This is a genomic window from Streptomyces sp. NPDC004266 (genome assembly GCF_042874095.1).
GTDB lineage: Bacteria > Actinomycetota > Actinomycetes > Streptomycetales > Streptomycetaceae > Streptomyces.
In genome coordinates this window covers 55,402-79,914 of record NZ_JBIAMM010000017.1, presented here as the reverse complement: position 1 = coordinate 79,914, position 24,513 = coordinate 55,402, and the positions used below count along the sequence as shown (strand labels likewise).

Here is a 24,513-nt window from a genome sequence, read left to right as displayed (position 1 = left end):
GCACCCGCGGAGCCTACGGCGGGGCTCAGCCGGTGGTGACCGCGGTGTCGTCGATCAGGAAGCCGGTGGCCAGGGACGAGTCCTCGGTACCAGTGAACTTGATCGTGACCGTCTTGCCCTTGAAGGCCGACAGGTCGAGGGTCCGCTGGGCGTAGCCGCCCGGCGTGGCGTTGGAGTACGTCGCCAGGGTGGTGGTGCTCGTGCCGGAGACGACCTGGGCCTTCAGCGTGTCGTACGGCGTGGTGCCCGACTCCTTGGTGTCGATCGCCAGGAAGAAGCTGAGCTTGGGCGCCGCGGCGGTGGCCGGGATGGTCACCGACTGGGACAGGGTGTCGGTGTGCGCGCTGCCGTACCCGTCCAGCCAGGCGTAGTACGAGCCGGAGTGCGCGGTGGCGCCGGTTTCGTTGGTGATCACGCCGGAGCTGGCGGTCCAGTTGACCGCACCGGACTCGAAGCCCGGGTTGGAGAGCAGGTTGGAGCCGCTCGGCGGCGTGGTGCCGCCGCCGCAGGTGGTGGAGGTCGGGACGACGGCCACGCCGCTCCACGCCTTCTCCACCGCGGCGCACTGGCTGCTGCTCGCGCCGTACAGGTCGATCGCGGCCTTGATGCTCGCGGTACGGGCCTCCGGGTAGGTGGTGCCCGAGGTCATGTACGTGGTGAGAGCGCGGTACCAGATCTTGCCCGCGGCGTCGTTGCCGATGCCGGTGACCGTGCCGCCGTCACAGGTCGGGCTGTTGCCCCAGCTGGAGGATCCGGAGCCGACCGCCAGCAGGTAGAAGAAGTGGTTGCCCACTCCGGAGGAGTAGTGCGGGTCGAGGTTCTTGGTGCCGGTGGTCCAGCAGCTCTGCGAGACGCCGTCCTTCTTCGGATCGTCCATGTACCGCAGCGGCGTGGAGCTGATCTTCTCGCCGATGAGGTAGTCGGGGGCGTCTGCCGAGCTGTTGGCGTTGAACTCCACCAGGGTGCCGAAGATGTCGCTGGTCGCCTCGTTCAGGCCGCCCGCGTCACCGAAGTAGTTCAGGTTGGCGGTGGCGGAGGTGACCCCGTGGCTCATCTCGTGGCCCGCGACGTCGAGCTCGGTGAACGGCTTGTCGCCGGGGGCGCCGTCACCGTAGATCATGCTGAAGCTGGTGTCGTCCCAGCCGGCGTTGGCGTAGTTGTTGCCGTAGTGCACGAAGGAGCGGGCGCCGACGCCGTCGTTCTTGATGCCGCTGCGGCCGTGCACGTTCTTGTAGTAGTCCCAGGTCGCCTGGATGCCGAAGTGGGCGTCGGCCGCGACGGTGGCGCGATCGCTGAGCGCGCCGTTGCCCCACACGTTGTCGGTGTCGGTGAACGCCTTGCCCCAGCCGGCCGGCGGACTGTCGTTGGTGGCGGTCAGGTTCTGCGCGTCCCGGGTCTCTCCGTTGCCGCGGGTGGCGTCCTTGAGCTGGTAGCCGCCGGAGATCGCGGTGGTGGTCAGCGGGACGTCACCCACCTGGTAGCCGTGACCGGTGCCTTCGGCGGTGTGGAAGGCGTTCCACGTCTGCCCGACCTGGCCGGTCAGGGCGTCCACCAGCACGTTGAAGTGGCTCGGTGACTGGTCGGGGGCCATGCCGTCGACGGTCACCTGCCACGCCAGCCGCGGGGTGCCGGAGAGCGCGTTCACCACCAGCTTGCTGGTCGTCCCGGCGCGCTTGCCCTGGAACTTCTTCTGCGCCAGGGCCTCCGCGTGCTCGGCGCTGACCTTGGGGGTCACCGGCAAGGAGAGGCTGTCCTTGAGGGTCAGCGTGCTCTCGCGGAACGCCCCGCTGGGCGCGGAGTGCACGATGACGTCACCGCCCAGCACGGGCAGGCCGCGGTATTCACGCGTCATGTGCACATGCCGGGTGCCGTCCTTGTCGACCAGCACCGAGGCGGACTCGAACGTGTCGTCCGAGCTCGCCCGAACCGCCGCGGGGTGGGCGGCGATCGAGTCGCGAGCGTCCTGGACGGCCTGGTTCTTGTCGGCCTTGGGCGGGTGCGGCCGAGCGGTGTCGGCAGCGGCGGCGGGGGATCCCACGCCGGTTATCAGCAGACCGCTGATGGTCAGCGAGATCGATGCGGCAAGAACGCTTCTCTTCATGGGCCGGGATCGTGGCCGCTGTCGGAAACCCGGGTCAATGAGCGCCAACTCTGTTTAATTGCGGGCATTGTGAAGAGGCCGGTGATCCACTCCTCCACCGGTCACGGCTCTGCCGCACCCCGAGCTTTGGTCAAAACTGTTCACAGAGTGTCTAACGTCTCGTCGATACCCCGCCGGGTCGTGGCTAGCCTGTGGCCCCGTTCCGTCCCCCCACAAAGAACGCTGTCACAGGCGGCGCCCCCTCCCCAGGCGCGCAATGGCGGTGCAGAAGGCGAGAGACTGGTGGACACCAGCGGCACCACACGGTTCGGGCAGACGATCCAGGCCCCACGGCCATGGGAGCTGAAGACCGCACCCCAGCGAGAACCGGCGATCGATCTCCTTGACGCGCTCCGCACCGGCCCCTTCGAAGCCGCCCTCGACTCCGCCGTGCGGGCCAGCGGGCTCAGCCTTGAACGGATCCAACACCGACTCGCCGAACGGGGCGTGGAGATCAGCGTCACCACGCTCAGCTACTGGCGGCGCGGCCGCAGCCGCCCCGAACGGCCGCAGTCCCGCCAAGCGGTGCGGCTCCTGGAAGAGTTGCTGGGCGTCCCCACCGACGGCCTGGTCTCGCTCCTGGGCCCGCGCCGCCCCCGGGGCCGCTGGGTCAACCGAGACTCCGAGGTGCTGGAGAGCGAGCGCCTGTGGCCGGAGTTCGTCAGCCTCCCCGGCCTGCTGGCCGAGCTGGACAGCACGGACGACGGCCTGCTCCGGGTCGCCGCTCACGACCACTACGAGCTCGACGCCCAAGGCACCGGGGCGCGACTGACCACCCGCCTGACGCTGAAAGCCGTCCGAGACCGGGTGGACCGCTGTGTGGTCATCCTCCACGGCGAGGACCCGGACGCAGCGCTGCCGGAGTTCACCGATGTGCGCAACGCCCGCCTCGGACGGCTGCGCTCGGACCGTAGCGTGCCCTTGGTGGTCGCCGAACTGTTCCTGGACCGCACGCTGTCCGAGGGCGAAACCACGCTGATCGGGTACACCCTGCGGTTCCCCGAGAGCGGACGCCGCGCCGAGGAGTGCGGACGGGGGTTCAACGCCCCCGCCCTCCTCTACACCCTGGAGGTCGCCTTTCACCCGGACGCCGTTCCGGTGCGCTGCCGACGCTGCTCCAGCGCCGTGGCCACCGGGGATCCGGTCTCCGCGGAATTGGTATGGATCAGCGCCTCCGGCCGGGCGCACGCGGTCTTCGAGAATCCCGGACCCGGCTTCCGGGCACTGCGCTGGGAGTGGCACTGAACGGCGGCGACGCCCGATACCGGAGCGACTGGAGAAGGGGAACGCGGAGCTGAAGCGGGCCGACGAGATCCTCAAGGCTGCGGCGTCTTCCTTCGCGGTCGAGCTCGGCCGGCCGCACACGCGCCCGTAGCGTTCATCGGTGAGCGCAAGGGCCGCTTCGGCGACGGGCCGATCTGCGGGCTCCTTGCCGAGCACCCCCGCGAGATCGCCCACTGATCCCCCCCGTACCCGCGGTGTGACGGCCCCCTTCTTCCGAAGGGGGCCGTTCCGTCGTCTCGGCGGAGGCGGCTCTTTGTCCCGGGAGTGGAAGAAGTCGTGCCTGTTTCCTGCTCAAGTAGTTCCCAGGCCGGCGGAGCACTGCTACGTTCCTCTCGAAAGCCCGACGGATCGGCCGCCGCAGACAGGCATTCGGGCCCCCAGCCGGAGGCGGGGGAGGGGAGGGATTCGTGAGACGGATGACCGCTCGACCCGCGAACGTGCACCAAGCGCGGCTGCTGCGCCTGTTGCGCGACGGAGGGCCCAACTCCCGTGCGCAGCTCGGCGACCTGGTGGATCTGTCCCGTTCCAAGCTGGCGGTCGAGGTGGACCGGCTGCTGGAGACGGGGCTGGTGGTCGCGGACGGCCTCGCCGCCTCACGCGGCGGACGCCGCTCGCACAACCTCCGGCTCGCCCCGGCGCTGCGCTTTCTCGGGGTCGACATCGGGGCCACCTCGATCGATGTCGCCGTCACCAACGCCGAGCTGGAGGTCCTGGGACACCTGAACCAGCCCGTGGACGTCCGCGAGGGGCCCGTCGCCGTCTTCGAGCGGGCGCTGGCCATGGCGGACAAGCTGAAGGCATCGGGGGTCGCGGAGGGTTTCGACGGCGCGGGCATCGGCGTGCCCGGTCCCGTCCGCTTCCCCGAGGGCGTGCCCGTCGCACCGCCGATCATGCCCGGCTGGGACGGCTTCCCCGTCCGCGAGGCCCTCAGCCAGGACCTCGGCTGCCCGGTGATGGTCGACAACGACGTGAACCTCATGGCGATGGGGGAGCAGCACGCGGGCGTCGCCCGCTCCGTCGGCGACTACCTCTGCGTCAAGATCGGTACCGGCATCGGCTGCGGCATCGTGATCGGCGGCCAGGTCTACCGCGGCACGACGGGCAGTGCCGGCGACATCGGACACATCCAGGTCCAGCCGGACGGACGGGCCTGCGCCTGCGGCAACCTGGGCTGTCTGGAAGCGCACTTCAGCGGTGCGGCGCTGGCCCGCGACGCGGAGGACGCGGCCCGCTCGGGGCGGTCGGCACACCTCGCCGCTCGGCTGGAGGAGGCCGGGGAGCTGACCGCCGCGGACGTCTCGGCGGCCGCGGCGGCGGGCGACACCGTGGCCCTGGAGCTGATCCGCGAGGGCGGACAGCGGCTGGGTCAGGTCATCGCCGGGCTCGTCAGCTTCTTCAACCCGGGGCTCGTCGTCATCGGCGGCGGTGTCACCGGGCTCGGCCACACCCTGCTGGCCAGCGTCCGTACCCAGGTCTACCGCCAGTCACTGCCGCTCGCGACCGGCAACCTCCCCATCGTGCTGGGCGAGTTGGGCCCCACCGCCGGAGTGATCGGCGCGGCCCGTCTCATCAGCGATCACGTCTTCTCACCGGCCTGACCCGGCCTGACCCCGCCCGGCCCCACCACTCCTTCGGCAGCGGTACGCCGCACGCCGAAGCACACACCACCGCACGACCCGGCATCACCGCGTCACCGCACAAGCAGCATCACCGCACCCCCGCACACCGCGCCCCCGACTCACCACACCACCACGCCCCCACACCACGCAACGGTCCCGTGGCTGTCAGCCATGCCCGCTCACCCCGCACGCGCCGGCACGTCCAAGGCCGCGGGGCCCTGAGCCCTTCGCCCGTTCCCTCCCGTCTCGCGCCGCTCACCGTGCCCCGCTTCGCCGTGCCCGCTCACGGCCACATCCGCCGAGGGGATCCCGATGGAATCACGCCCACCGCTGCTCACGATGAACCGCATCACCAAGTCGTTCCCCGGCGTCCGTGCCCTGGACGGCGTGGACCTCGAAGTCCACGCCGGCGAGGTCCACTGCCTCCTCGGCCAGAACGGTGCCGGCAAGTCGACCCTCATCAAGGTCCTCGCCGGAGCCCACCAGCCCGACGAGGGCGAGATCACCTGGGGCGGCGAGCCGGTCTCCCTGACCTCTCCGATCGCGGCCATGCGGCTGGGGATCGCCACCATCTACCAGGAGCTGGACCTGGTCGGCGGGTTGTCCGTCGCCGAGAACGTGTTCCTCGGGAACGAGCCGACCTCCGTCGGGTTCGTCGTGCGAGGCGCCCGGGCCCGCGCGGCCGCCGGGCGTCTCCTTGAGCGCCTCGGGCACCCGGAGATCGATCCGGCCCGGCTCGCCGGCGAGCTGTCCGCCGCCCAGCAGCAGATCGTCTCCATGGCCCGCGCGCTCTCCCACGAGGTGCGGCTGATCGTCATGGACGAGCCGTCCGCCGCGCTCGACCCCGACGAGGTCGACAACCTCTTCCGGATCGTCGCCGAGCTCACCGCCGACGGCGTCGCCGTCGTGTACATCTCCCACCGGCTGGAGGAGATCCGCCGCATCGGCGACCGGGTCACGGTCCTGAAGGACGGCCGCTCCGTCGCCGGCGGCCTGCCGGCGGACACCACCCCGACCCGCGACATCGTCGCCCTCATGACCGGCCGCGCCGTCGAGCACGTCTTCCCCGACCGCCCCCACGGAACCGGCGCCGCGGCTGCCCGGGACCCCGTCCTCAGGGTCGAGGGCCTCACCCGTGGTGGCGAGTTCGCCCCCCTCGACCTCGAACTGCGGCCCGGCGAGATCGTCGGCCTCGCCGGACTGGTCGGCTCCGGTCGCAGCGAGATCCTGGAGACGATCTACGGGGCGCGCACGCCCGACGCGGGCCGTGTCCTCGTCGACGGCGTCCCGCTGCGCCCGGGCAGCGTCCGCGCCGCCGTCCGGGCCGGGATCGGACTGGCCCCCGAGGAACGCAAGGCGCAGGCCCTGCTGATGCTGGAGTCCGTCGGCAGCAACGTCTCGGTCTCCACCCTCTCCCGCTACTCCCGGGCGGGCTGGCTCGACCGGCGTGCCGAGCGCGCCGCCGCGCACCGGGCGGTGCGCGAGCTGTCGCTGCGGCCCGACGACCCGGACGCGCCGATCAGGGTGCTGTCCGGCGGCAACCAGCAGAAGGCCGTGCTCGCGCGCTGGCTGCTGCGCGGCTGCAAGGTGCTGCTGCTGGACGAGCCGACCCGGGGCGTCGACATCGGCGCCCGGGCGGAGCTCTACGCGGTGATACGCCGGCTGGCCGGCGAAGGACTGGCGGTGCTGCTCGTCTCCAGCGAGGTTCCCGAGGTCCTCGGACTCGCCGACCGCGTGTTGGTGCTCCGCGAGGGCTCCGTCGTGCACACGGCGCAGGCCCGGGAGCTCGACGAGCACCGCGTACTCGATCTCGTGATGGAAGGGAACCCGACGCCATGACGCAGCCGGCCTCCGCCGCGCGGAAGGACGCGCCGATGTCCGCCCCCACCTCCGGCACCGGCGGGAAGGGGATCCGCCGACCGGCGCTGATGCGGTGGGACGTGCGCAGCATGTCGCTGCTCGGCGTCCTCCTCGCCCTCGTCGCCGTCGGCGGCATCACCCGGCCCGACTCCTTCCTCGCCACCAGCAACCTCCAACTCGTCCTGACCCAGGCGTCGGTCATCGGCGTCGTCACCGTCGGCATGACGTTCGTCATCACCAGTGGCGGCATCGACCTGTCGGTCGGTGCGATCGTGGCCCTCGCGTCCGTGTGGGCCACGACCGTGGCCACCCAGGAGTTCGGCTTCGCGGGCATCCTCTTCACGGCGGTGCTCGTCGGCGTCGGCTGCGGTCTCGTGAACGGGCTGCTGATCGCGTACGGCGGCATGGTGCCGTTCATCGCCACCCTGGCCATGCTGGCCTCCGCCCGGGGTCTCGCCCTCCAGATCACGGACGGCAGGACCCAGATGGTGAGCGTGACCGACGTCCTCGACCTCGGCGTCAAGGACGCCTACGTCCTCGGCGTCCCGCCGCTGGTCCTCGTCTTCGCCGCCGTGACCGTCGTCGGATGGCTGCTGCTCAACCGAACCACGTTCGGCCGCCGCACCGTCGCCGTCGGCGGCAACGCGGAAGCGGCCCGGCTCGCCGGCATCGACGTGCGTCGGCAGCGCCTGTACCTCTACCTGCTGTCCGGCCTGTGCTGCGGGATCGCCGCGTTCATGCTCATCGTCCTGGCCGGGTCCGGCCAGAACACCAACGGCAACCTGTACGAACTCGACGCCATCGCCGCCGCCATCATCGGCGGCACCCTCCTCAGCGGCGGACGCGGCACCATCGTCGGCTCCGTCCTCGGCGTCCTGATCTTCACGACCATCACCAACATCTTCGCCCTCAACAACCTGGAGACGGCGGTCCAGCAGATCGCCAAGGGCGCGATCATCGTGGCCGCCGTCCTCGTCCAGCGCCGCACCCTGCGCGGCGGCGACGCCTGACCCGCCTCCTCGCACTCCTCCGACCCGCCTCCTCGACCCGATCCGAGCCGCCCCGCCCCGCCCAGCCGAAGGGTTGATCCGCCATGTCCCGAACCGCCCCCAGCCGCAGAGGACTTCTGTTCGGCAGCGCCGCCGTCTCCGCCGGAGCCCTGCTGACCGCCTGCACCAGCAACGAGCCCAAGCAGCAGGAACAGCCGGCCGGCGGCACCCCGGCCGCAGACGACAAGCCCGGCAAGCCGGTCACCATCGGCTTCGCCGGACCCCAGGCCGACCACGGCTGGCTCAACGCCATCAACCAGAACGCCAAGTCCCGCGCCGCGAAGTACTCCGACGTCACCCTTGAGATCACCGAGGGCTCCAACGACACCGCCGCCCAGATCGGCCAGGTGCAGACCCTCATCAACAAGAAGGTCGACGTCCTCGTCATCCTGCCCGCCGACGGCAAGGCGCTCACCCAGATCGGTCTCCAGGCGATGCGGGCCGGCATCCCCGTCGTCAACCTGGACCGCGTCTTCGCCTCCCCGCAGGCGTACCGCTGCTGGATCGGCGGCGACAACTACGGCATGGGGCTCAACGCCGGCACGTACATCGGCGAGCAGCTCAAGAACAAGCCGAACGCCAAGGTCGTCGAACTCGCCGGCCTGGACAACCTCGAACTCACCCGGCAGCGCACCCAGGGCTTCGACGACGCCCTGAAGAACTACCCCAACATCACCAAGGTCGCCCGCCAGGCCGCCGACTTCACCGTCGAGTCCGGCCAGGCCAAGATGGCCCAGCTCCTCCAGGCGCAGCCCGCCTTCGACGCGCTGTGGAACCACGACGACGACCAGGGCGTCGGCGCGCTCCGCGCCATCGCGCAGGCCGGCCGTGACGACTTCCTGATGGTCGGCGGAGCCGGTGCCAAGTCCGCGATGGACGCCATCAAGGCCGGTACCGGCGTCCTCAAGGCCACCGTCCTCTACCCGCCGACCATGGCCGCGTCCGCCATCGACCTGGCCCGCGCGCTCGGCCAGGGCAAGGGCGTGGGCGGTCTGGCGGAGCTGGAGATCCCGTCCTCCCTGACGCTCTACTCCGCCGTCGTCACCAAGGAGAACGTCGACGACTACCTGCCCACCGGCTTCAACTGACCGGATCCGGGCTCCCGGGGGCGCCCGGCCTCGCAGCACACCGACGAGACAGTGACTCTCCGACCAGGAGGAACCGTATGGAACAGCGGGACAGCGACGCGACCGCGCCGCCCGGACTCGGCGTCGGCATGGTGGGGTACGCGTTCATGGGCGCCGCGCACTCACAGGGCTGGCGCAATGTGAGCCGTGTGTTCGACCTGCCGCTGCGGCCCGTCCTCGCGGCGATCGCGGGCCGGGACGCGGGGGCCGTCCGGGCCGCCGCCCGGCGGCACGGCTGGGCGGCGGCGGAGACGGACTGGCGTGCCCTGATCGCCCGGGACGACGTGCAGCTCGTCGACATCTGCACCCCGGGGGACAGCCATGCGGAGATCGCGATCGCGGCGCTGGAGGCCGGCAAGCACGTCCTGTGCGAGAAGCCGCTCGCGAACTCGGTGGCCGAGGCCGAGGCCATGGCCGGCGCCGCCGAGGCCGCCCGAGCCCGTGGCCAGGTGGCGATGGTCGGCTTCAACTACCGCCGCGTGCCCGCCCTTTCGTACGCCCGCCGCCTCATCGCCGAGGGCCGGCTCGGCACCCTGCGCCACGTCCGGGTGAGCTACCTCCAGGACTGGCTGGTCGATCCCGACTTCCCGCTGACCTGGCGGCTGGAGCGCGAGCACGCCGGGTCGGGGGCGCTGGGCGACCTCGGGGCGCACATCGTCGACCTCGCGCAGTACCTGGCGGGGGAGCCCGTCGTCGGGGTGTCCGCCCAGACGGAGACCTTCGTACGGGAACGGCCCCGGCTCGCCGCCGCGGCGGCCGGCCTGTCCGCGCCGTCCGGGCAGGCCGCCACCGGCGCCCCGCGCGGGCCGGTGACCGTCGACGACGCGGCCGTCTTCACCGGACGGCTCGCCTCGGGGGCGCTCGCCGCCTTCGAGGCGAGCCGGATGGCCTCCGGCCGCAAGAACCAGCTCCGGCTGGAGATCAACGGGGAGCGGGGCTCGCTCGCCTTCGACCTGGAGCGGCTCAACGAGCTCTCCTTCCACGACCACCGCGAGCCCGCCGCCACCGCGGGCTTCCGGCGGATCCTCGTCACCGAGGCCGAGCACCCGTATCTGGAGGCGTGGTGGCCGCCCGGCCACACCCTCGGCTACGAGCACACCTTCACCCACCAGGCCCGCGACCTGGTCGCCGCGATCGGCGCCGGCACCGACCCGTCGCCGTCCTTCGCCGACGGGCTGCGGGTGCAGCGGGTGCTCGCCGCGGTCGAGGAGAGCGCCCGGAAGAACGCCGTCTACACACCCGTCCAGGAAGTGCCGGCCGAGGTCCGCTAGAGGACCGCCCGCACACCGTTTGGAGGCTTCATGCCGCGTCCGTTCACGCTGTTCACCGGCCAGTGGGCCGACCTGCCGCTGGAGGAGGTCTGCCGGCTCGCCCGCGACTTCGGCTACGACGGCCTCGAACTCGCCTGCTGGGGCGACCACTTCGAGGTCGACAAGGCCCTCGCCGATCCGTCCTACCTGGCGGGCCGGCACGCCCTGCTCGACAAGTACGGCCTCACGTGCTGGGCGATCTCCAACCACCTGGTGGGCCAGGCGGTCTGCGACCAACCGATCGACGAGCGGCACCAGGGCATCCTGCCGGCCCGGATCTGGGGCGACGGCGAACCCGAGGCCGTGCGGCGACGGGCCGCCGCCGAGATGCGGGACACCGCGCGCGCCGCGGCCGCCTTCGGCGTCGACACCGTCGTCGGCTTCACCGGCTCCTCCATCTGGCACCTGGTGGCCATGTTCCCGCCCGTGCCGGAGCGCATGGTCGAGCGCGGGTACGAGGACTTCGCCGAGCGGTGGAACCCCGTCCTCGACGTCTTCGACGCCGAGGGGGTCCGCTTCGCCCACGAGGTCCACCCCGGGGAGATCGCCTACGACTACTGGACGACGCGCCGCGCCCTGGAAGCGGTGGACCACCGTCCGGCCTTCGGGCTCAACTTCGACCCCAGCCACTTCGTCTGGCAGGACCTCGACCCGGTCGGCTTCCTGTACGACTTCCGGGACCGGATCTACCACGTCGACTGCAAGGAGGCGCGCAAGCGCCTCGACGGGCGCAACGGCCGGCTCGGCTCCCACCTGCCGTGGGGCGACCCGGGGCGCGGCTGGGACTTCGTGTCCGCCGGGCACGGGGACGTGCCCTGGGAGGACGTCTTCCGCATGCTGCGGTCCATCGGCTACCAGGGACCCGTGTCCGTCGAGTGGGAGGACGCCGGGATGGACCGGCTCACCGGCGCGCCCGAGGCGCTGGCCCATCTGAAGCGGTTCGACTTCGACCCGCCGGCCGCCTCGTTCGACGCGGCGTTCTCCGGCGGCGACCGGTAGGACCTCCCGGTCAGGCCCGGTGGCGAGGGGCGCCACCGGGCGGTCCGGCCTGCCCGCGCACGGCTTTGTCCTGGTGCAGGAGAAAGTTCGACCGATCTGCCGCACAAGGGCTTTCCGTCGAGGACGAACGCGGCTACGGTCCCCTCACATCACCACCACGGCCCCTCGCTCCCCACCGCACAGCCGGCCCGGGAGCGACCACCCCGCCCCGCCCGAACCCGTCGGGATCCGGCCAGGGCCACGCCCCGCACAGTGCCCCCGCCCCGCCCCGCGTCCCCCGCACCTCACCGCCGGGCGGTCCACGCCGCCCGCCGCCCGCGCCGCCCGCACCGTAGAGGCGCCGCATCCCACCCCCAGCCCTCCACCCCACGCACCCAACGACCTGGCAAGGAGGCAGCCCGTGACTGACACCCACGCACGCACCGGAGTCTGGTTCGCCGGAGCACGCGGCTCCGTGGCCACCACGGCCGTCGCCGGATGCGCCGCCGTCCGCGCCGGACTCCACCCGGCGACCGGCATGGTCACCGAGACACCCGCGTTCGCCGGCACCGGACTGCCGTCCCTGGCCGCCCTCGTCTTCGGCGGCCACGACATCGCGTCCTGCCCGCTCCCCAAGCGCGCCGAGCAGCTCACCGGCGCCGGCGTGCTCCCGCACGGGCTCGCCGCCGCCGTCCACGCCGAACTCGCCGCCGCCGAAGAGGAGATACGCACCGGAGGCCCCCTCCCGGGCGACCCCCGCACCGACACCGAACTCATCGCCGACCTCGCCGCCGACCTCGTGTCCTTCCGCGGCCGCCACGCACTGGCACGCGTGGTCGTCGTCAACGTCTCCTGCACGGAGCCGCCGCCCGCGCCCGACGCCGAACGCCTGCCGCCCAGCTCCCTCTACGCCGCCGCGGCCCTGCGGGCCGGCTGCCCCTACGTCGACTTCACCCCGTCCACCGGGCTGCGCACCCCGGCCCTCTCGGCCGCCGCGACCGCCGCCGGACTGCCCCACGCGGGCCGCGACGGCAAGACCGGCCAGACGCTGCTGCGCTCCGTGCTCGCCCCGATGTTCCTCCAGCGGGCCCTGGACGTACGGGCCTGGTCCGGCACCAACCTGCTGGGCGGGGGAGACGGGGCGACACTGGCCGACCCCGCCGCCGCGGCGGCGAAGAACGCCGGCAAAGCACGCGTCCTCACGGAAACGCTCGGCCACCGGCCCGAGGGTCAGGTCCACATCGACGACGTCCCCGCGCTCGGCGACTGGAAGACGGCCTGGGACCACATCGCCTTCGAGGGCTTCCTCGGATCGCGGATGATCCTCCAGACCATCTGGCAGGGCTGCGACTCCGCACTCGCCGCACCCCTCGTCCTCGACCTGGCCCGCCTGGTCGCCCGCGCCCACGAAGCCGGGATCTCCGGGCCGCTCCCGGAGCTCGGCTTCTACTTCAAGGACCCGGACGGCGGGCCCGCCGGCCTCGCGGAACAGTTCGCCGAGCTGCTGGCCTTCGCCGACCGACTGCGGGAGGCGAAGTGACGCACCCCGGCCGCCCGGACCGCGCCGAGCGGAACGGGCCCGAGCCCGAAGGGGGATGCGGCCGTACGGTCGCACCCGTGTCCGGCCCCGAGCCTGCGCCCCCGTCCGGCCCCGCGCCGGCCGTCGGCTCCTTGCCGGTGCCGGCCCCCGCCCCCGAGCCCGCCCCCGCCCCCGCCCCAGGTGGCGGTCGGATCCGGTCCTGGGCCGAACTGCTGCGCCTCTCCGCGCTGTTCAGCGTGCCCGGGGACGCGCTTGCCGGCGCCGCGGCCGTCGGCCTGCGACCCGGCCGGGGGACGGCGTACGCGGTCGGCGCGTCGCTCTGCCTGTACGAGGCGGGCATGGCGCTCAACGACTGGGCCGACCGCGAGGAGGACGCCGTCGACCGCCCCCACCGCCCCCTGCCCTCCGGCCGGATCGCCCCGGCCGCGGCGCTGGGCGCGGCCGGCCTCCTGACCGCCGCCGGCCTCGCCCTCGCCTCCCGCGCCGGCCGCCCGGCCCTCGCCGTGGCCACTGCCCTGGCCGGCACGGTGTGGGCCTACGACCTCCGCCTCAAGCACACGCCCGCCGCCCCCGCCGTCATGGCCGCCGCCCGCGCCCTCGACCTCGTCCTGGGCGCGACGGCCACGGGCCCCGCACCGCGACGGACCGCCCCCGCGGTGCCCGTCCGCCCCGCCCCCGCCCCCGGCCCCGTCGCGTCCGCGCGACGCGGTGCGGCGGCTCGTACCGGACTCCGGGTCGCGGCGCCCGCCGGCGCGCTCGCCCTCCACACGTACACCGTCACCGCCGTGTCCCGGCACGAGGCGCGGGGTGGTTCGACGCTCGTCCCGCTCGGGGCCCTCGCCGCGACGTCCGCGCTCGGGACCGTCACCGCACTCGGGGCGCTCCGGACGCCGGGCGGCGCGGCGGCGCTCGTCCCGCTGCTGCCCGCCGCCGCGTACGTCGGCACCACCGCCGTGCCCCTGCTCCACGCCGCGCTCAACCCGTCCCCGTCCCTCACCCAGCGCGCCGTCGGAGGCGGGATCCGCGCCATGATCCCGCTCCAGGCCGCCCTCGCGGCCCGCGCCGGGGCGCCCGGCACCGGGCTCGCCCTGCTGGGGCTCGCCCCCCTCGCCCGTACCCTCGCGCGGAAGGTGAGCCCCACATGAGCGGCCGACAGCGACTCCGCCTCGGGTACGGAACCAACGGGCTGACCGACCTCCGGCTCGACGACGCCCTCGGGCTGCTCGCGGACCTGGGCTACGACGGTGTCGGGCTCACGCTCGACCACATGCACCTGGATCCGCTCGCGCCCGGCCTCGCCGCCCGCACCGCCCGGGTCACCCGCCGGCTGGACGCGCTCGGACTCACCGCGACCGTCGAGACGGGGGCGCGGTACGTGCTCGACCCGCGGCGCAAGCACGGCCCTTCGCTGCTCGACGCCGACCCGCCGGCCCGCGCCGCCCGGGTCCGCCTGCTGCTCACGGCGGTCCGCGTCGCGGCGGACCTCGGGGCGCACGCCGTGCACTGCTTCAGCGGCGTCACCCCGCCGGGCACCGACGACACCGCGGCCTGGCGGCGCCTGACGGAGGCGCTGGCGCCCGTGCTCGACGCCGCCGCCGACGCGGGCGTGCCGCTCGCGATCGAACCCGAGCCGGGACACCTCCTCGCCACGCTCGACGACTTCCACCGACTGCGCGCCGCACTCGGCGACCCCGCGCCCCTCGGCCTCACCCTCGACATCGGACACTGCCAGTGCCTGGAGGCGGCCCCGCCCGCCGCGTGCGTCCGCGCGGCGGCACCCTGGCTGCGGCACGTGCAGATCGAGGACATGCGGCGCGGCGTGCACGAGCACCTGCCGTTCGGCGAGGGCGAGATCGACTTCCCGCCCGTCCTCGACGCCCTCGCGGCCACCGGCTACCAGGGCCTCACCGTCGTCGAACTGCCCCGCCACTCGCACGCAGGCCCCCAACGGGCCGCGGAATCCATCGCGTTCCTGCGTGACGCGGCCGCGGCCGCCGCGAAGGGAGCGCCGGCATGCTGACACCACCACTGTCCCGGGCCCGCACGGACGTCACGGCCCGGCTGCCCGACGACCACGCCCGTGCCTGGTTCGCAGAAGCCCTCGCCGACGCCGCCCACGCGGCCTCGGCACCACAGGCACCGCCCGCGTCCCAGCCCGCGCATCCCGCCTGGCAGCTGCGCTTCGTCACCGCCGGCCGACACTGCGGCCAGGACGCCGCGGACGCCGTACGGGTCCTGCTGCTGATCGAGGCCCGGGCCGGTACGGAGACGCTGACCCGCCTCTACCGGGAGGGCAGCGCCGCCGAGCGCCGCGCGGTGCTGCACGCCCTCCCCTCCCTCGTCGACGGCCCGCAGGCCACGCCCCTCGTGGACGACGCCCTGCGCACGCACGACACCCGGCTGATCGCCGCCGCCGTCGGCCCCTACGCCGCAGCCCACCTGGCCCCGCACGCCTGGCGGCACGCCGTTCTGAAGTGCCTCTTCACCGGCGTCCCGCTGAGCGCCGTGGCGGACCTGGCGCGGCGGGCCGCCGGCGACGCGGAACTCGCCCGCATGCTCGCCGCCCACGCCGCCGAACGCACCGCGGCGGGCCGGGAGGTCCCCCGCGATCTCCGCCACGCCCTGACCCTGACCGGCGCACCGACCGAGGAGCCGTGATGCGCATCTTCGACCCCCACATCCACATGACGTCGCGCACCACCGACGACTACGAGGCGATGTACGCGGCGGGCGTCCGCGCCGTGGTCGAACCGGCCTTCTGGCTCGGCCAGCCGCGCACCTCTCCCGCCAGCTTCTTCGACTACTTCGACGCGCTGCTCGGTTGGGAGCCGTTCCGCGCCGCCCAGTACGGCATCGCCCACCACTGCACGATCGCGCTCAACCCCAAAGAGGCCAACGATCCCCGCTGCACGCCCGTCCTCGACGAACTGCCCCGCTACCTCGTGAAGGACTCCGTCGTCGCCGTCGGCGAGATCGGCTACGACGCGATGACCCCCGCCGAGGACACCGCGCTCGCCGCCCAGCTCCAGCTCGCCGCCGACCACGGCCTGCCCGCCCTCGTCCACACCCCGCACCGGGACAAGCTCGCCGGCCTCCACCGGACCCTCGACGTCGTCCGCGAGTCGGCCCTGCCCGTCGAGCGGACCCTCCTCGACCACCTCAACGAGACGACCGTCGCCGCCGCCGCGGACAGCGGATGCTGGCTCGGCTTCTCCGTCTACCCCGACACCAAGATGGACACGGACCGCATGGTGACCATCCTGCGGACCTTCGGCACCGAGAGGATCCTCGTCAACTCGGCCGCCGACTGGGGGAGGAGCGATCCGCTGAAGACCCGCGAGGTCGCCGACGCCATGCTCGCCGCCGGCTTCACCGACGACGACGTCGACCGGGTCCTGTGGCGCAACCCCGTCGCCTTCTACGGACTCAGCGGCCGGCTCCGGCTCGACGTCCCCGCCCCGGACGTCCTGCACGAGGGCAACTCCGTGCTGCGCGGCGGGGAGTGAGGAGGGACCCGTGCGCTTCCGCCACCCGGACGGCACCCTCGTCCACCTCTCCTACTGCACCAACGTCCACCCCGCCGAGACCCTCGACGGCGTCCTCGCCCAGCTCCGCGACCACTGCGAGCCGGTGCGCCGGCGCCTCGGCCGCGACCGGCTCGGCATCGGCCTCTGGCTCGCCAAGGACGCCGCCCACGCCCTGGTCGACGACCCGGTGGCGCTGCGCGGGCTCCGGACCGAACTGGACCGCCGCAGCCTCGAAGTCGTCACCCTCAACGGCTTTCCCTACGAGGGCTTCGGCGCCGGGGCGGTCAAGCACCGCGTCTACCGCCCCGACTGGACCGAGCCGGAGCGCCTCGCCCACACCACCGACCTCGCCCGCCTCCTCGCCGCCCTGCTCCCCGACGACGTCGCCGAGGGAAGCATCTCCACCCTGCCGCTCGCCTGGCACACCGGCTTCGACGAACGCGCCGCCGCCACCGCCCGAGCCGCCCTCACCACCCTGACGGAACGGCTCGACGCCTTGGAGGAGCTGACCGGCAAGTCCGTCCGCGTCGCCCTCGAACCCGAACCGGGCTGCGCGGTGGAGACCACCGCCGACGCCGTCGGACCGCTCACCGGCCTGCCCGGTGACCGCGTCGGCGTCTGCGTCGACACCTGCCACCTCGCGACCTCCTTCGAGGACCCGGCCACGGCGCTCGCCGCCCTCGCCGACGCCGGCATCCGCGTCCCCAAGGCCCAGCTCTCCACCGCCCTGCACGCCGAACACCCCCACCGGCCCGACGTACGCGCCGCGCTCGCCGCCTTCGCCGAACCGCGCTTCCTGCACCAGACCCGCACGGTCACCACCGCGGGACTCCGCGGCACCGACGACCTGCCCGAAGCGCTCGCGGGGGACGTCCTGCCCGACACGGCCCCCTGGCGCGCCCACTTCCACGTCCCCCTGCACGCCCCGCCCGCCCCGCCGCTCACCTCCACGCTCCCCGTCCTCAAGGACGCCCTGACGCTTCTGGTCGGCGGCGCCCACCCCCGCACCCACCACCTGGAGGTCGAGACGTACACCTGGCAGGCCCTCCCGCCCGGAGCGCGGCCCCGCACCCGCGGCCGCCTCGCCGACGGCATCGCCGCCGAACTCACCCTCGCCCGCGACCTGCTCACCGACCTCGGCCTGAAGGAACTCCCGTGACCGACGCGAAGCCCCCGGCCGACGGGCGCCCGACCCCCCTCCTCGTCCTCGACGTCGTCGGCCTCACCCCCCGGCTCCTCGACCACATGCCCCGCCTCCGCGCCCTCGCCGACTCCGGCTCGCGGGCGCCCCTGTCCACCGTGCTGCCCGCCGTCACCTGCGCCGCCCAGTCCACCTTCCTCACCGGCACCCCGCCCGCGGAGCACGGCATCGTCGGCAACGGCTGGTACTTCCGCGAACTCGGCGACGTCCTGCTGTGGCGCCAGCACAACGGCCTGGTCGCCGGTGACAAGATCTGGCACGCCGCCCGCCGCGCCCACCCCGGTTACACCGTCGCCAACATCTGCTGGTGGTACGCGATGGGCGCCGACACCGACATCACCGTCACCCCCCGTCCCGTCTACTACGCCGACGGACGCAAGGAACCCGACTGCTACACCCGCCCCCCGGCCCTCCACGACGAACTCACCGCGAAGTTCGGCACGTTCCCCCTCTTCCACTTCTGGGGGCCGGGAGCCTCCCTCGCCTCCAGCCGGTGGATCGCGGACGTCACCCGCCACATCATGCGCACCCGCCGCCCGGACCTGACGCTCTGCTACCTCCCGCATCTCGACTACGACCTCCAGCGGTACGGCCCCGACGACCCGCGTTCGCTCCGCGCGGCCGCCGAACTCGACGAGGTCATGGGGCCGTTGCTCGACGACGCTCGTGCCGAGGGCCGCACGGTCGTCGCCCTGTCCGAGTACGGGATCACCCGAGTCAGCCGCCCCGTCGACATCAACCGCGCCCTGCGGCGCGCCGGACTCCTCGACGTCCACACCCAGGACGGCATGGAGTACCTCGACCCGATGGCCTCCCGTGCCTTCGCCGTCGCCGACCACCAGCTCGCCCACGTCTACGTCCGCCGCCCCGAGGACCTCGCGGCCACCCGCGCCGCCCTCCAGAACCTGCCCGGCGTCGAGCGGCTCCTCGACGACGAGGGAAAGAAGGCACATGGCCTGGACCACCCCCGCTCCGGCGAGCTGGTCGCCGTCGCCGAACCCGACGCCTGGTTCACGTACTACTACTGGCTGGAGGACGCGCGCGCCCCCGACTTCGCCCGGCTCGTCGAGATCCACCGCAAGCCCGGCTACGACCCGGCCGAACTGTTCATGGACCCCCAGGACCCCTACGTACGGCTCAAGGCCGCGGCCGCCGTGGCCCGCAAGAAGGCCGGCCTGCGCTACCGCATGGCGGTCGTGCCCCTGGACCCCTCACCCGTCCGCGGCAGCCACGGCCGCCTGCCCGCGAGCGACGCGGACGGCCCGCTCATCCTCTGCTCGGCCCCCGGCGCCCTGCCCGGCCGCACCGCGGCCACCGAGGTGAAGCCGCTCCTCCTGCGGCTCGCCGGCCTCGCCTGACCCGAACCGCCACGCCCCGAACCGCCACGCCCCGAACCCGCGCGCCCTCTGCCGGCCGCTCGGCCCCGGGCTTCCGGCGCACAGGACGCACCCGTACCTCCGTCACAACGAAAGCGAGAACGCCGTGACCGTGTCCCCCGAAGAGACCACCGCCGGCGACGAGCTGCGCCGCGCGCTCGGTGTCAGCCGCCGCCGCTTCCTCAGCACCTGCACGGCCACCGCGGCCGTGGCGATCGCCGCCCCCGTCTTCGGCTCCTCGCCCGCCCTGGCGCAGACCGAGCCCGAGACGGCCGACGACCGCGGCCGCTCCGCCCTCGTCCCGCCGGACAAGCGCGGACTGATCCTCTACACCGTCCGGGACGCGGTGGCACGCGACCCGCTCGCCTCCGACCTGCCGTCCGGTTTCCGCGAGGTGTTCCGGCAGCTGGCGCGGTACGGCTACCGGCAGGTGGAGTTCGCCGGGTACCGCCAGCACGTCAACGCCCCCGGCGGCGCGGACCTCGGCACCGTCGAGGGCGCGCGGCTGATGCGCTCCTGGCTCGACGAGTACGGACTGCGCGCCCAGGGCAGCCACGGCTTCATCCCGAGCTCCTGGCCGCTCACCCCCGCCGACCTGGACGCGTTCCGCCGGGCCCTGGAGATCGCGAACATCCTCGGCATGGAGCACATGGGCACCGGCGGAGACCCCACCGGCAGCCCCTACCGCGCCGACTGGGACGTCGCCGCCGACAAGTGGAACACCCTGGGCGCCCTCGCCGCCCGGGAAGGGATCAAGCTCTACACCCACAACCACGACAGCGCCTACGACTTCCTCCTCGACGGCGGTCCGCTCGACGCCCAGGGCCGGCCGACCCGCAGCTCCGGCATCCGGAAGCTGGAGTACTTCCTGCAGGTCAGCGACCCCAGAAGCGTCTACCTGGAACTGGACGTCTTCTGGGCCCACGTGGCCCGGTACAAATTCCACACCTACACCGCCCACGACGGCTCCCGGCGCGAACAGATCTTCGACCCGGCCGGGCTCGTGGCCCGCCACACGCCCCGCTTCCCGCTCTTCCACGCCAAGGACGGCGTGATCAATCCGCAGAGCGGGATGGGCTACGACATGGTGCCGTTCGGCACCGGCGACATCGACTACCGGCGGTTCTTCACCCGGGTCGGGGCGAAGAACCGCCACCACCCGATGGTCGAACAGGACACCGCCCCGAGCGCCACCGACCCCGGGCAGTCGCTGGAGTACGCCCGCATCGGCTACGACAACCTCGCCGCCCTCCGCGCCCACCGCTGACCACGACGCACCGCCCCGAACCAGTAGCGAAGGAGCTCCGCGTGCACAACAGACGGACCGTCACCCTCCTGGGCACGGCGGCGCTGGCCGGCGCCATCGGGCTGCTGCCCCTGGCCCCCGTCCAGGCCACCACCGCACCGGGCGCGGCCCCACCGGCCGCGCCGGCCGCGTCGGCCTTCCAGAAGGTCACCCTCAACGACCGGCCGGGCGAGCCCATGGCCCTCGCCGTCCTGCCCGACCTGCGCGTCCTGCACACCGCGCGCACCGGCGAGATCCGCATCCACGACCCGAAGAGCGGCGTGAACTTCCTCGCCGCCGACATGAAGAAGAGCCCCGCCGGGCTCTACCAGCACGACGAGGAGGGCGTCCAGGGCATCGCCGTCGATCCCGACTTCGCCAGGAACCACTGGGTCTACCTCTACTACTCGCCCCGCCTCACCACCCCCATGGACGACCCGTCCACCCCCGGCGTCAACGAGGGCGACGCCCCGCAGACCGGCACGTCCGCGGACTTCGCCCCGTACGAGGGCTACACCCGGCTCTCCCGGTTCAAGCTCACGGGGAACAAGCTGGACTACGGCTCCGAGCAGAAGATCATCGACATCCCCGCCGACCGGGGCATCTGCTGCCACGTCGGCGGCAAGATCGACTTCGACCACCGGGGCAACCTGTTCCTGTCGACCGGTGACGACTCCAACCCCTTCTCCTCGGACGGCTACGCCCCGATCGACGACCGCCCCGACCGCAACCCCGTCTACGACGCCCGCCGCACCTCGGGCAACACCGACGACCTGCGCGGCAAGGTGCTGCGCATCAAGGTCAAGCGCCACGGCGGCTACGTGATCCCCGACGGCAACCTCTTCGCGCCCGGCACACCGAAGACCCGACCCGAGATCTACGCCATGGGCCTGCGCAACCCCTTCCGCTTCGGGGTGGACAAGCGGACCGGTGACGTCTACGTCGGCGACTACTCGCCCGACGCCCGAACCGCCCGCCCCGACAGGGGCCCCGCCGGGCAAGGCCGCTGGATGGTCATCGACCGCCCCGCCAACTACGGCTGGCCGTTCTGCGTGACCCGCGACCAGCCGTACCAGGACTACGACTTCGCCACCCAGAAGTCCACCGGAGCCTTCGACTGCTCCGCTCCGGTCAACGACTCCCGCCACAACACCGGCCTGACCGAGCTGCCGCCGGTCACGGACGCCGAGATCGTCTACGGCTACGACGCCTCCGCGGAGTTCCCGCAGCTCGGCACGGGCGGCATCGGCCCCATGGGCGGCCCGGCCTACCGGTACGACAAGCACAACACCGCCGAGAACCGCTGGCCCGCCTCCTTCGACGGCAAGCCGCTCTTCTACGAGTGGACCCGCGACCAGATGAAGGCCCTCACCCTCGGCAAGCGCAACGAGGTCCTCGCGATCGAGGACGCCGTTCCCACGATCCGGACGGACGGACCGATCGACGCCGAGTTCGGCCCCGACGGCGCGCTCTACGTCCTGGAGTACGGCACCGGCTACTTCGCGGAACTGCCCGAGGCCCAGCTCTCCCGCATCGACTACGTCCGAGGCAACCGCACGCCGGAACCCAAGGCCGCCGCGGACGTGGTCAACGGCGTCAATCCGCTGACGGTACGCTTCTCCGCCGCCGGCACGAAGGACGCCGACGGGGACGCGCTCCGCTACGCGTGGGACTTCGACGCCGACGGCACCGTGGACTCCACCCAGACGGACCCCACGCACACGTTCACGACGAACGGTGTCTTCGAAGCCACCCTGAAGGTCACCGACAGCACCAGGCGCTCGGCCTCCACCGCCGTCCAGGTCGTCGTCGGCAACAAGGCGCCGGTCGTCTCCCTCACCACCGACCCCGCTCCGCACGGGGGCACCGCCTTCCACTGGGGCGACACGGTCACCTGGAAGGTCGACATCACCGACGACCAGCCGGTCGACTGCTCGAAGGTCACCGTCTCGTTCATCCTCGGCCACGACTCCCACGGCCACCCGCTGTCGTCGAGCACCGGCTGCTCGGGCTCGTTCCGGACGTTCGTGGACGGCGGCCACGCCGGCTCGGGCAACCTGAAGGCCGTCTTCAACGCCTCGTACAAGGACACGCCCCCGGCGGGGCTGCCGTCCCTCTCGGGTAGCGCGGAGGTGGCCCTGACACCTGCCGACTGACACGCACCACGTCGGTGCGGGGCCCTCGGGGCGGACTCGCCACCCCGAGGGTCCTCACATGTGGGACGGACGGGCGCCGCGCCGGCGGAAGCGTCACAGGCCCAGGCCGAGGACCACGTACGAGGAGGAGTTCCAGGCGTCCCCCCACCTCGATCGCTCAACTGCAACAGTGGCCGGCACGCCACCCCGCCCCCGTACCGGTGCAGCCGTCGGTCATGCGGCCCCCGATGCGAAACGCGCGACTACGCGTCCTCGAAGCGCAGCACGAATCGTCGCTGCCAGGGGGTCTCCACAGCACGGGGGTGGTAGTGCTGACGGACGAACGCGACGGCTTGGTCCGGCGGAACTCCGTCAAGGACAGCCATGCATGCCAAGGCCGTTCCCGTCCGTCCTCGCCCGCCTCCGCACGCGACCTCGACGCGTTCGTTCCCCGCCCGTGTCAACGCTTCCCGCAACACATCCCGAGCCTGCCGGCGGTCCCTGGGGAGGCGGAAGTCAGGCCACCGCAACCATCGGGCCTCCCACTCGGTCGGTGGGGGCCGCTCACCGAGCAGGTAGACCGCGAAGGACGGCGTCGGCCCTGGGGGCAAGGGGTGACGCAAACCCCGGCCACGCACGAGCGCGCCCGAAGGAAACCGCAGGACCCCGTCCGTCGGGTTCCAGTGCTCACTCATGCGAGCACTCTATAGAGGGTCCATGCCCGGCAAGGAGGAATGTCGTACTCGTCGTCGGGTTCGGCCCCGTGATTCGGGAGGCGTGCTCCCTGGGCAAGCTCATGGACAGGACCGGGCGGATCAGGGCGAGGCGTGACAAGCCGGGAGAGGGGAAGGGGCCCGCCGCGGACTCCACCTCACTCCCGGTTTGCGCGAGAACTGCAACTGACTGTCATTCTCTTGCGATGTTTGCGCTAGTCTTGCGTTCATGACGCGACGACTTGCTCAGGTGGCGAAAAAGGTAGGGGTCAGCGAGGCGACGGTCAGCCGTGTCCTCAACGGCAAGCCCGGAGTCTCCGAGGCCACCCGGCAGTCGGTGCTCACCGCCCTCGACGTCCTCGGCTACGAGCGGCCCACCCAGCTCAGGGGCGAGCGCGCCCGGCTCGTCGGACTCGTGCTCCCCGAACTGCAGAACCCCATCTTCCCGGCCTTCGCCGAGGTCATCGGCGGCGCGCTCGCCCAGCAGGGGCTCACCCCCGTGCTGTGCACCCAGACCAAGGGCGGCGTCTCCGAGGCCGACTACGTGGACCTGCTCCTCCAGCAGCAGGTCTCCGGCGTCGTGTTCGCGGGAGGACTGTTCGCACAGGCCGACGCCCCCCACGACCACTACCACCAGCTCGCCGAGCGCAACATCCCGGTCGTCCTCATCAACGCCTCCATCGAGGGCCTCGACTTCCCCTGTGTCGCCTGCGACGACGCCGTCGCCGTCGAGCAGGCCTGGCGCCATCTGGCCTCCCTCGGCCACGAGAAGATCGGGCTGCTCCTGGGCCCCGCCGACCACGTGCCCTCCGGGCGCAAGCTGCAGGCCGCGCGCGCGGCGGCCGAGGCGGCCGGCACCCCGCTGCCCGACGAGCAGATCGTGCGCTCGATCTTCTCCCTCGAAGGAGGGCAGGCCGCCGCCAACGGCCTTCTGGAGCGGGGCGTCACCGGCATCGTCTGCGCCAGCGACCCGCTCGCCCTCGGGGCGATCCGGGCCGCCCGTCGCCGCGGGCTGCGCGTCCCCCAGGACGTCTCGGTCGTCGGCTTCGACGACTCCGCCTTCATGAACTGCACCGAGCCGCCCCTGTCGACCGTTCGGCAGCCCATCGAGGCGATGGGGCGGGCCGCCGTCGAGCTGCTCTGCTCCCAGATCCAGGGGGTCCACTCCCACCCGGGCGAGCTGCTCTTCGAGCCCGAGCTCGTGGTGCGCGGGTCCACCGCGCCGCCGGCCCGCTAGCGGGAGCACCGTACCGCTTCCTCCTCAAAGGCACCGTTTCCTGTCGTCCTCCGGGCGGCCGGGGAAGCGGTGCCTTCGTCATTTCCCTGTCCGTTCCGTTGACAGAGTCGTCATCCGGTAGAAACCTGTGCC

Annotated in this window: 19 protein-coding genes; 17 read left to right on the top strand and 2 right to left on the bottom strand. The window is 72.8% G+C overall.

All coding sequences use genetic code 11. The features are described 5' to 3' along the window. Positions 1-25: 25 nt before the first annotated feature. Complete coding sequence (locus ACFYUZ_RS32480) at positions 26-2,101, bottom strand: M4 family metallopeptidase (RefSeq protein ID WP_389315308.1); 2,076 nt, start codon at positions 2,099-2,101, stop codon at positions 26-28. A 282-nt stretch (positions 2,102-2,383) separates the two neighbouring features. On the opposite strand from ACFYUZ_RS32480, the gene ACFYUZ_RS32475 reads away from it, so the two are divergent. From ACFYUZ_RS32475 to ACFYUZ_RS32400, 16 genes are all read left to right on the top strand, one after another. After that, positions 2,384-3,385, top strand: coding sequence for a hypothetical protein (locus ACFYUZ_RS32475; RefSeq protein WP_389315306.1), 1,002 nt, complete (start codon positions 2,384-2,386; stop codon positions 3,383-3,385). Between the two features lie 455 nt (positions 3,386-3,840). Continuing rightward, on the top strand, positions 3,841-5,022 hold the full coding sequence (locus ACFYUZ_RS32470; RefSeq protein ID WP_389315304.1) for an ROK family protein: 1,182 nt from the start codon (positions 3,841-3,843) through the stop codon (positions 5,020-5,022). A 333-nt stretch (positions 5,023-5,355) separates the two neighbouring features. Next, a complete protein-coding gene (locus ACFYUZ_RS32465; RefSeq protein WP_389315302.1) occupies positions 5,356-6,882 on the top strand; it encodes a sugar ABC transporter ATP-binding protein in 1,527 nt (508 codons plus the stop codon). Further along, entirely contained in the window at positions 6,879-7,913 is a 1,035-nt protein-coding gene (locus ACFYUZ_RS32460; RefSeq protein ID WP_389315300.1) for an ABC transporter permease, read from the top strand. The genes ACFYUZ_RS32465 and ACFYUZ_RS32460 overlap by 4 nt, the downstream gene beginning before the upstream one ends. An 83-nt stretch (positions 7,914-7,996) precedes the next feature. Then, positions 7,997-9,040 carry a substrate-binding domain-containing protein gene (locus ACFYUZ_RS32455; RefSeq protein ID WP_389315298.1) on the top strand — a complete coding sequence of 348 codons (1,044 nt, stop codon included), beginning with the start codon at positions 7,997-7,999 and terminating at the stop codon, positions 9,038-9,040. A 77-nt stretch (positions 9,041-9,117) separates the two neighbouring features. After that, entirely contained in the window at positions 9,118-10,350 is a 1,233-nt protein-coding gene (locus ACFYUZ_RS32450; protein ID WP_389315296.1) for a Gfo/Idh/MocA family protein, read from the top strand. A 30-nt stretch (positions 10,351-10,380) separates the two neighbouring features. Continuing rightward, positions 10,381-11,388: a sugar phosphate isomerase/epimerase family protein gene (locus tag ACFYUZ_RS32445; RefSeq protein ID WP_389315294.1), complete on the top strand. Its 1,008-nt coding sequence runs from the start codon at positions 10,381-10,383 to the stop codon at positions 11,386-11,388. Positions 11,389-11,788: 400 nt separating this feature from the next. Further along, on the top strand, positions 11,789-12,907 hold the full coding sequence (locus ACFYUZ_RS32440; protein ID WP_389315292.1) for an inositol-3-phosphate synthase: 1,119 nt from the start codon (positions 11,789-11,791) through the stop codon (positions 12,905-12,907). Positions 12,908-12,984: 77 nt separating this feature from the next. Then, complete coding sequence (locus tag ACFYUZ_RS32435; RefSeq protein WP_389315290.1) at positions 12,985-14,052, top strand: SCO3242 family prenyltransferase; 1,068 nt, start codon at positions 12,985-12,987, stop codon at positions 14,050-14,052. Beyond that, a complete protein-coding gene (locus ACFYUZ_RS32430; RefSeq protein WP_389315288.1) occupies positions 14,049-14,927 on the top strand; it encodes a sugar phosphate isomerase/epimerase family protein in 879 nt (292 codons plus the stop codon). Before ACFYUZ_RS32435 ends, ACFYUZ_RS32430 begins: the two co-directional genes overlap by 4 nt. Then, the gene (locus ACFYUZ_RS32425) at positions 14,921-15,565 is read left to right on the top strand and encodes an EboA domain-containing protein (RefSeq protein ID WP_389315286.1); all 645 of its coding nucleotides are present in this window, start codon (positions 14,921-14,923) and stop codon (positions 15,563-15,565) included. The genes ACFYUZ_RS32430 and ACFYUZ_RS32425 overlap by 7 nt, the downstream gene beginning before the upstream one ends. Continuing rightward, a complete protein-coding gene (locus ACFYUZ_RS32420; RefSeq protein WP_389315284.1) occupies positions 15,565-16,413 on the top strand; it encodes a TatD family hydrolase in 849 nt (282 codons plus the stop codon). The genes ACFYUZ_RS32425 and ACFYUZ_RS32420 overlap by 1 nt, the downstream gene beginning before the upstream one ends. Before the next feature lie 10 nt (positions 16,414-16,423). Further along, entirely contained in the window at positions 16,424-17,593 is a 1,170-nt protein-coding gene (gene eboE, locus ACFYUZ_RS32415) for a metabolite traffic protein EboE (RefSeq protein ID WP_389315282.1), read from the top strand. Next, positions 17,590-18,993 (top strand): alkaline phosphatase family protein, encoded by a 1,404-nt coding sequence (locus tag ACFYUZ_RS32410; RefSeq protein ID WP_389315280.1) that lies wholly within the window; start codon positions 17,590-17,592, stop codon positions 18,991-18,993. Before eboE ends, ACFYUZ_RS32410 begins: the two co-directional genes overlap by 4 nt. A 124-nt stretch (positions 18,994-19,117) precedes the next feature. After that, positions 19,118-20,278, top strand: a complete 1,161-nt coding sequence (locus tag ACFYUZ_RS32405; RefSeq protein ID WP_389315278.1) for a sugar phosphate isomerase/epimerase family protein — start codon at positions 19,118-19,120, stop codon at positions 20,276-20,278. A gap of 41 nt (positions 20,279-20,319) precedes the next feature. Continuing rightward, positions 20,320-22,452, top strand: a complete 2,133-nt coding sequence (locus ACFYUZ_RS32400; protein WP_389315276.1) for a PQQ-dependent sugar dehydrogenase — start codon at positions 20,320-20,322, stop codon at positions 22,450-22,452. 242 nt (positions 22,453-22,694) lie between these two features. On the opposite strand, the gene ACFYUZ_RS32395 is transcribed toward ACFYUZ_RS32400, so the two are convergent. After that, positions 22,695-23,126: a protein-tyrosine phosphatase family protein gene (locus ACFYUZ_RS32395; protein WP_389315274.1), complete on the bottom strand. Its 432-nt coding sequence runs from the start codon at positions 23,124-23,126 to the stop codon at positions 22,695-22,697. 247 nt (positions 23,127-23,373) lie between these two features. Between ACFYUZ_RS32395 and ACFYUZ_RS32390 the strand changes: the two genes are divergently transcribed. Then, positions 23,374-24,381, top strand: coding sequence for a LacI family DNA-binding transcriptional regulator (locus ACFYUZ_RS32390; RefSeq protein WP_376583660.1), 1,008 nt, complete (start codon positions 23,374-23,376; stop codon positions 24,379-24,381). Positions 24,382-24,513: the final 132 nt, after the last annotated feature.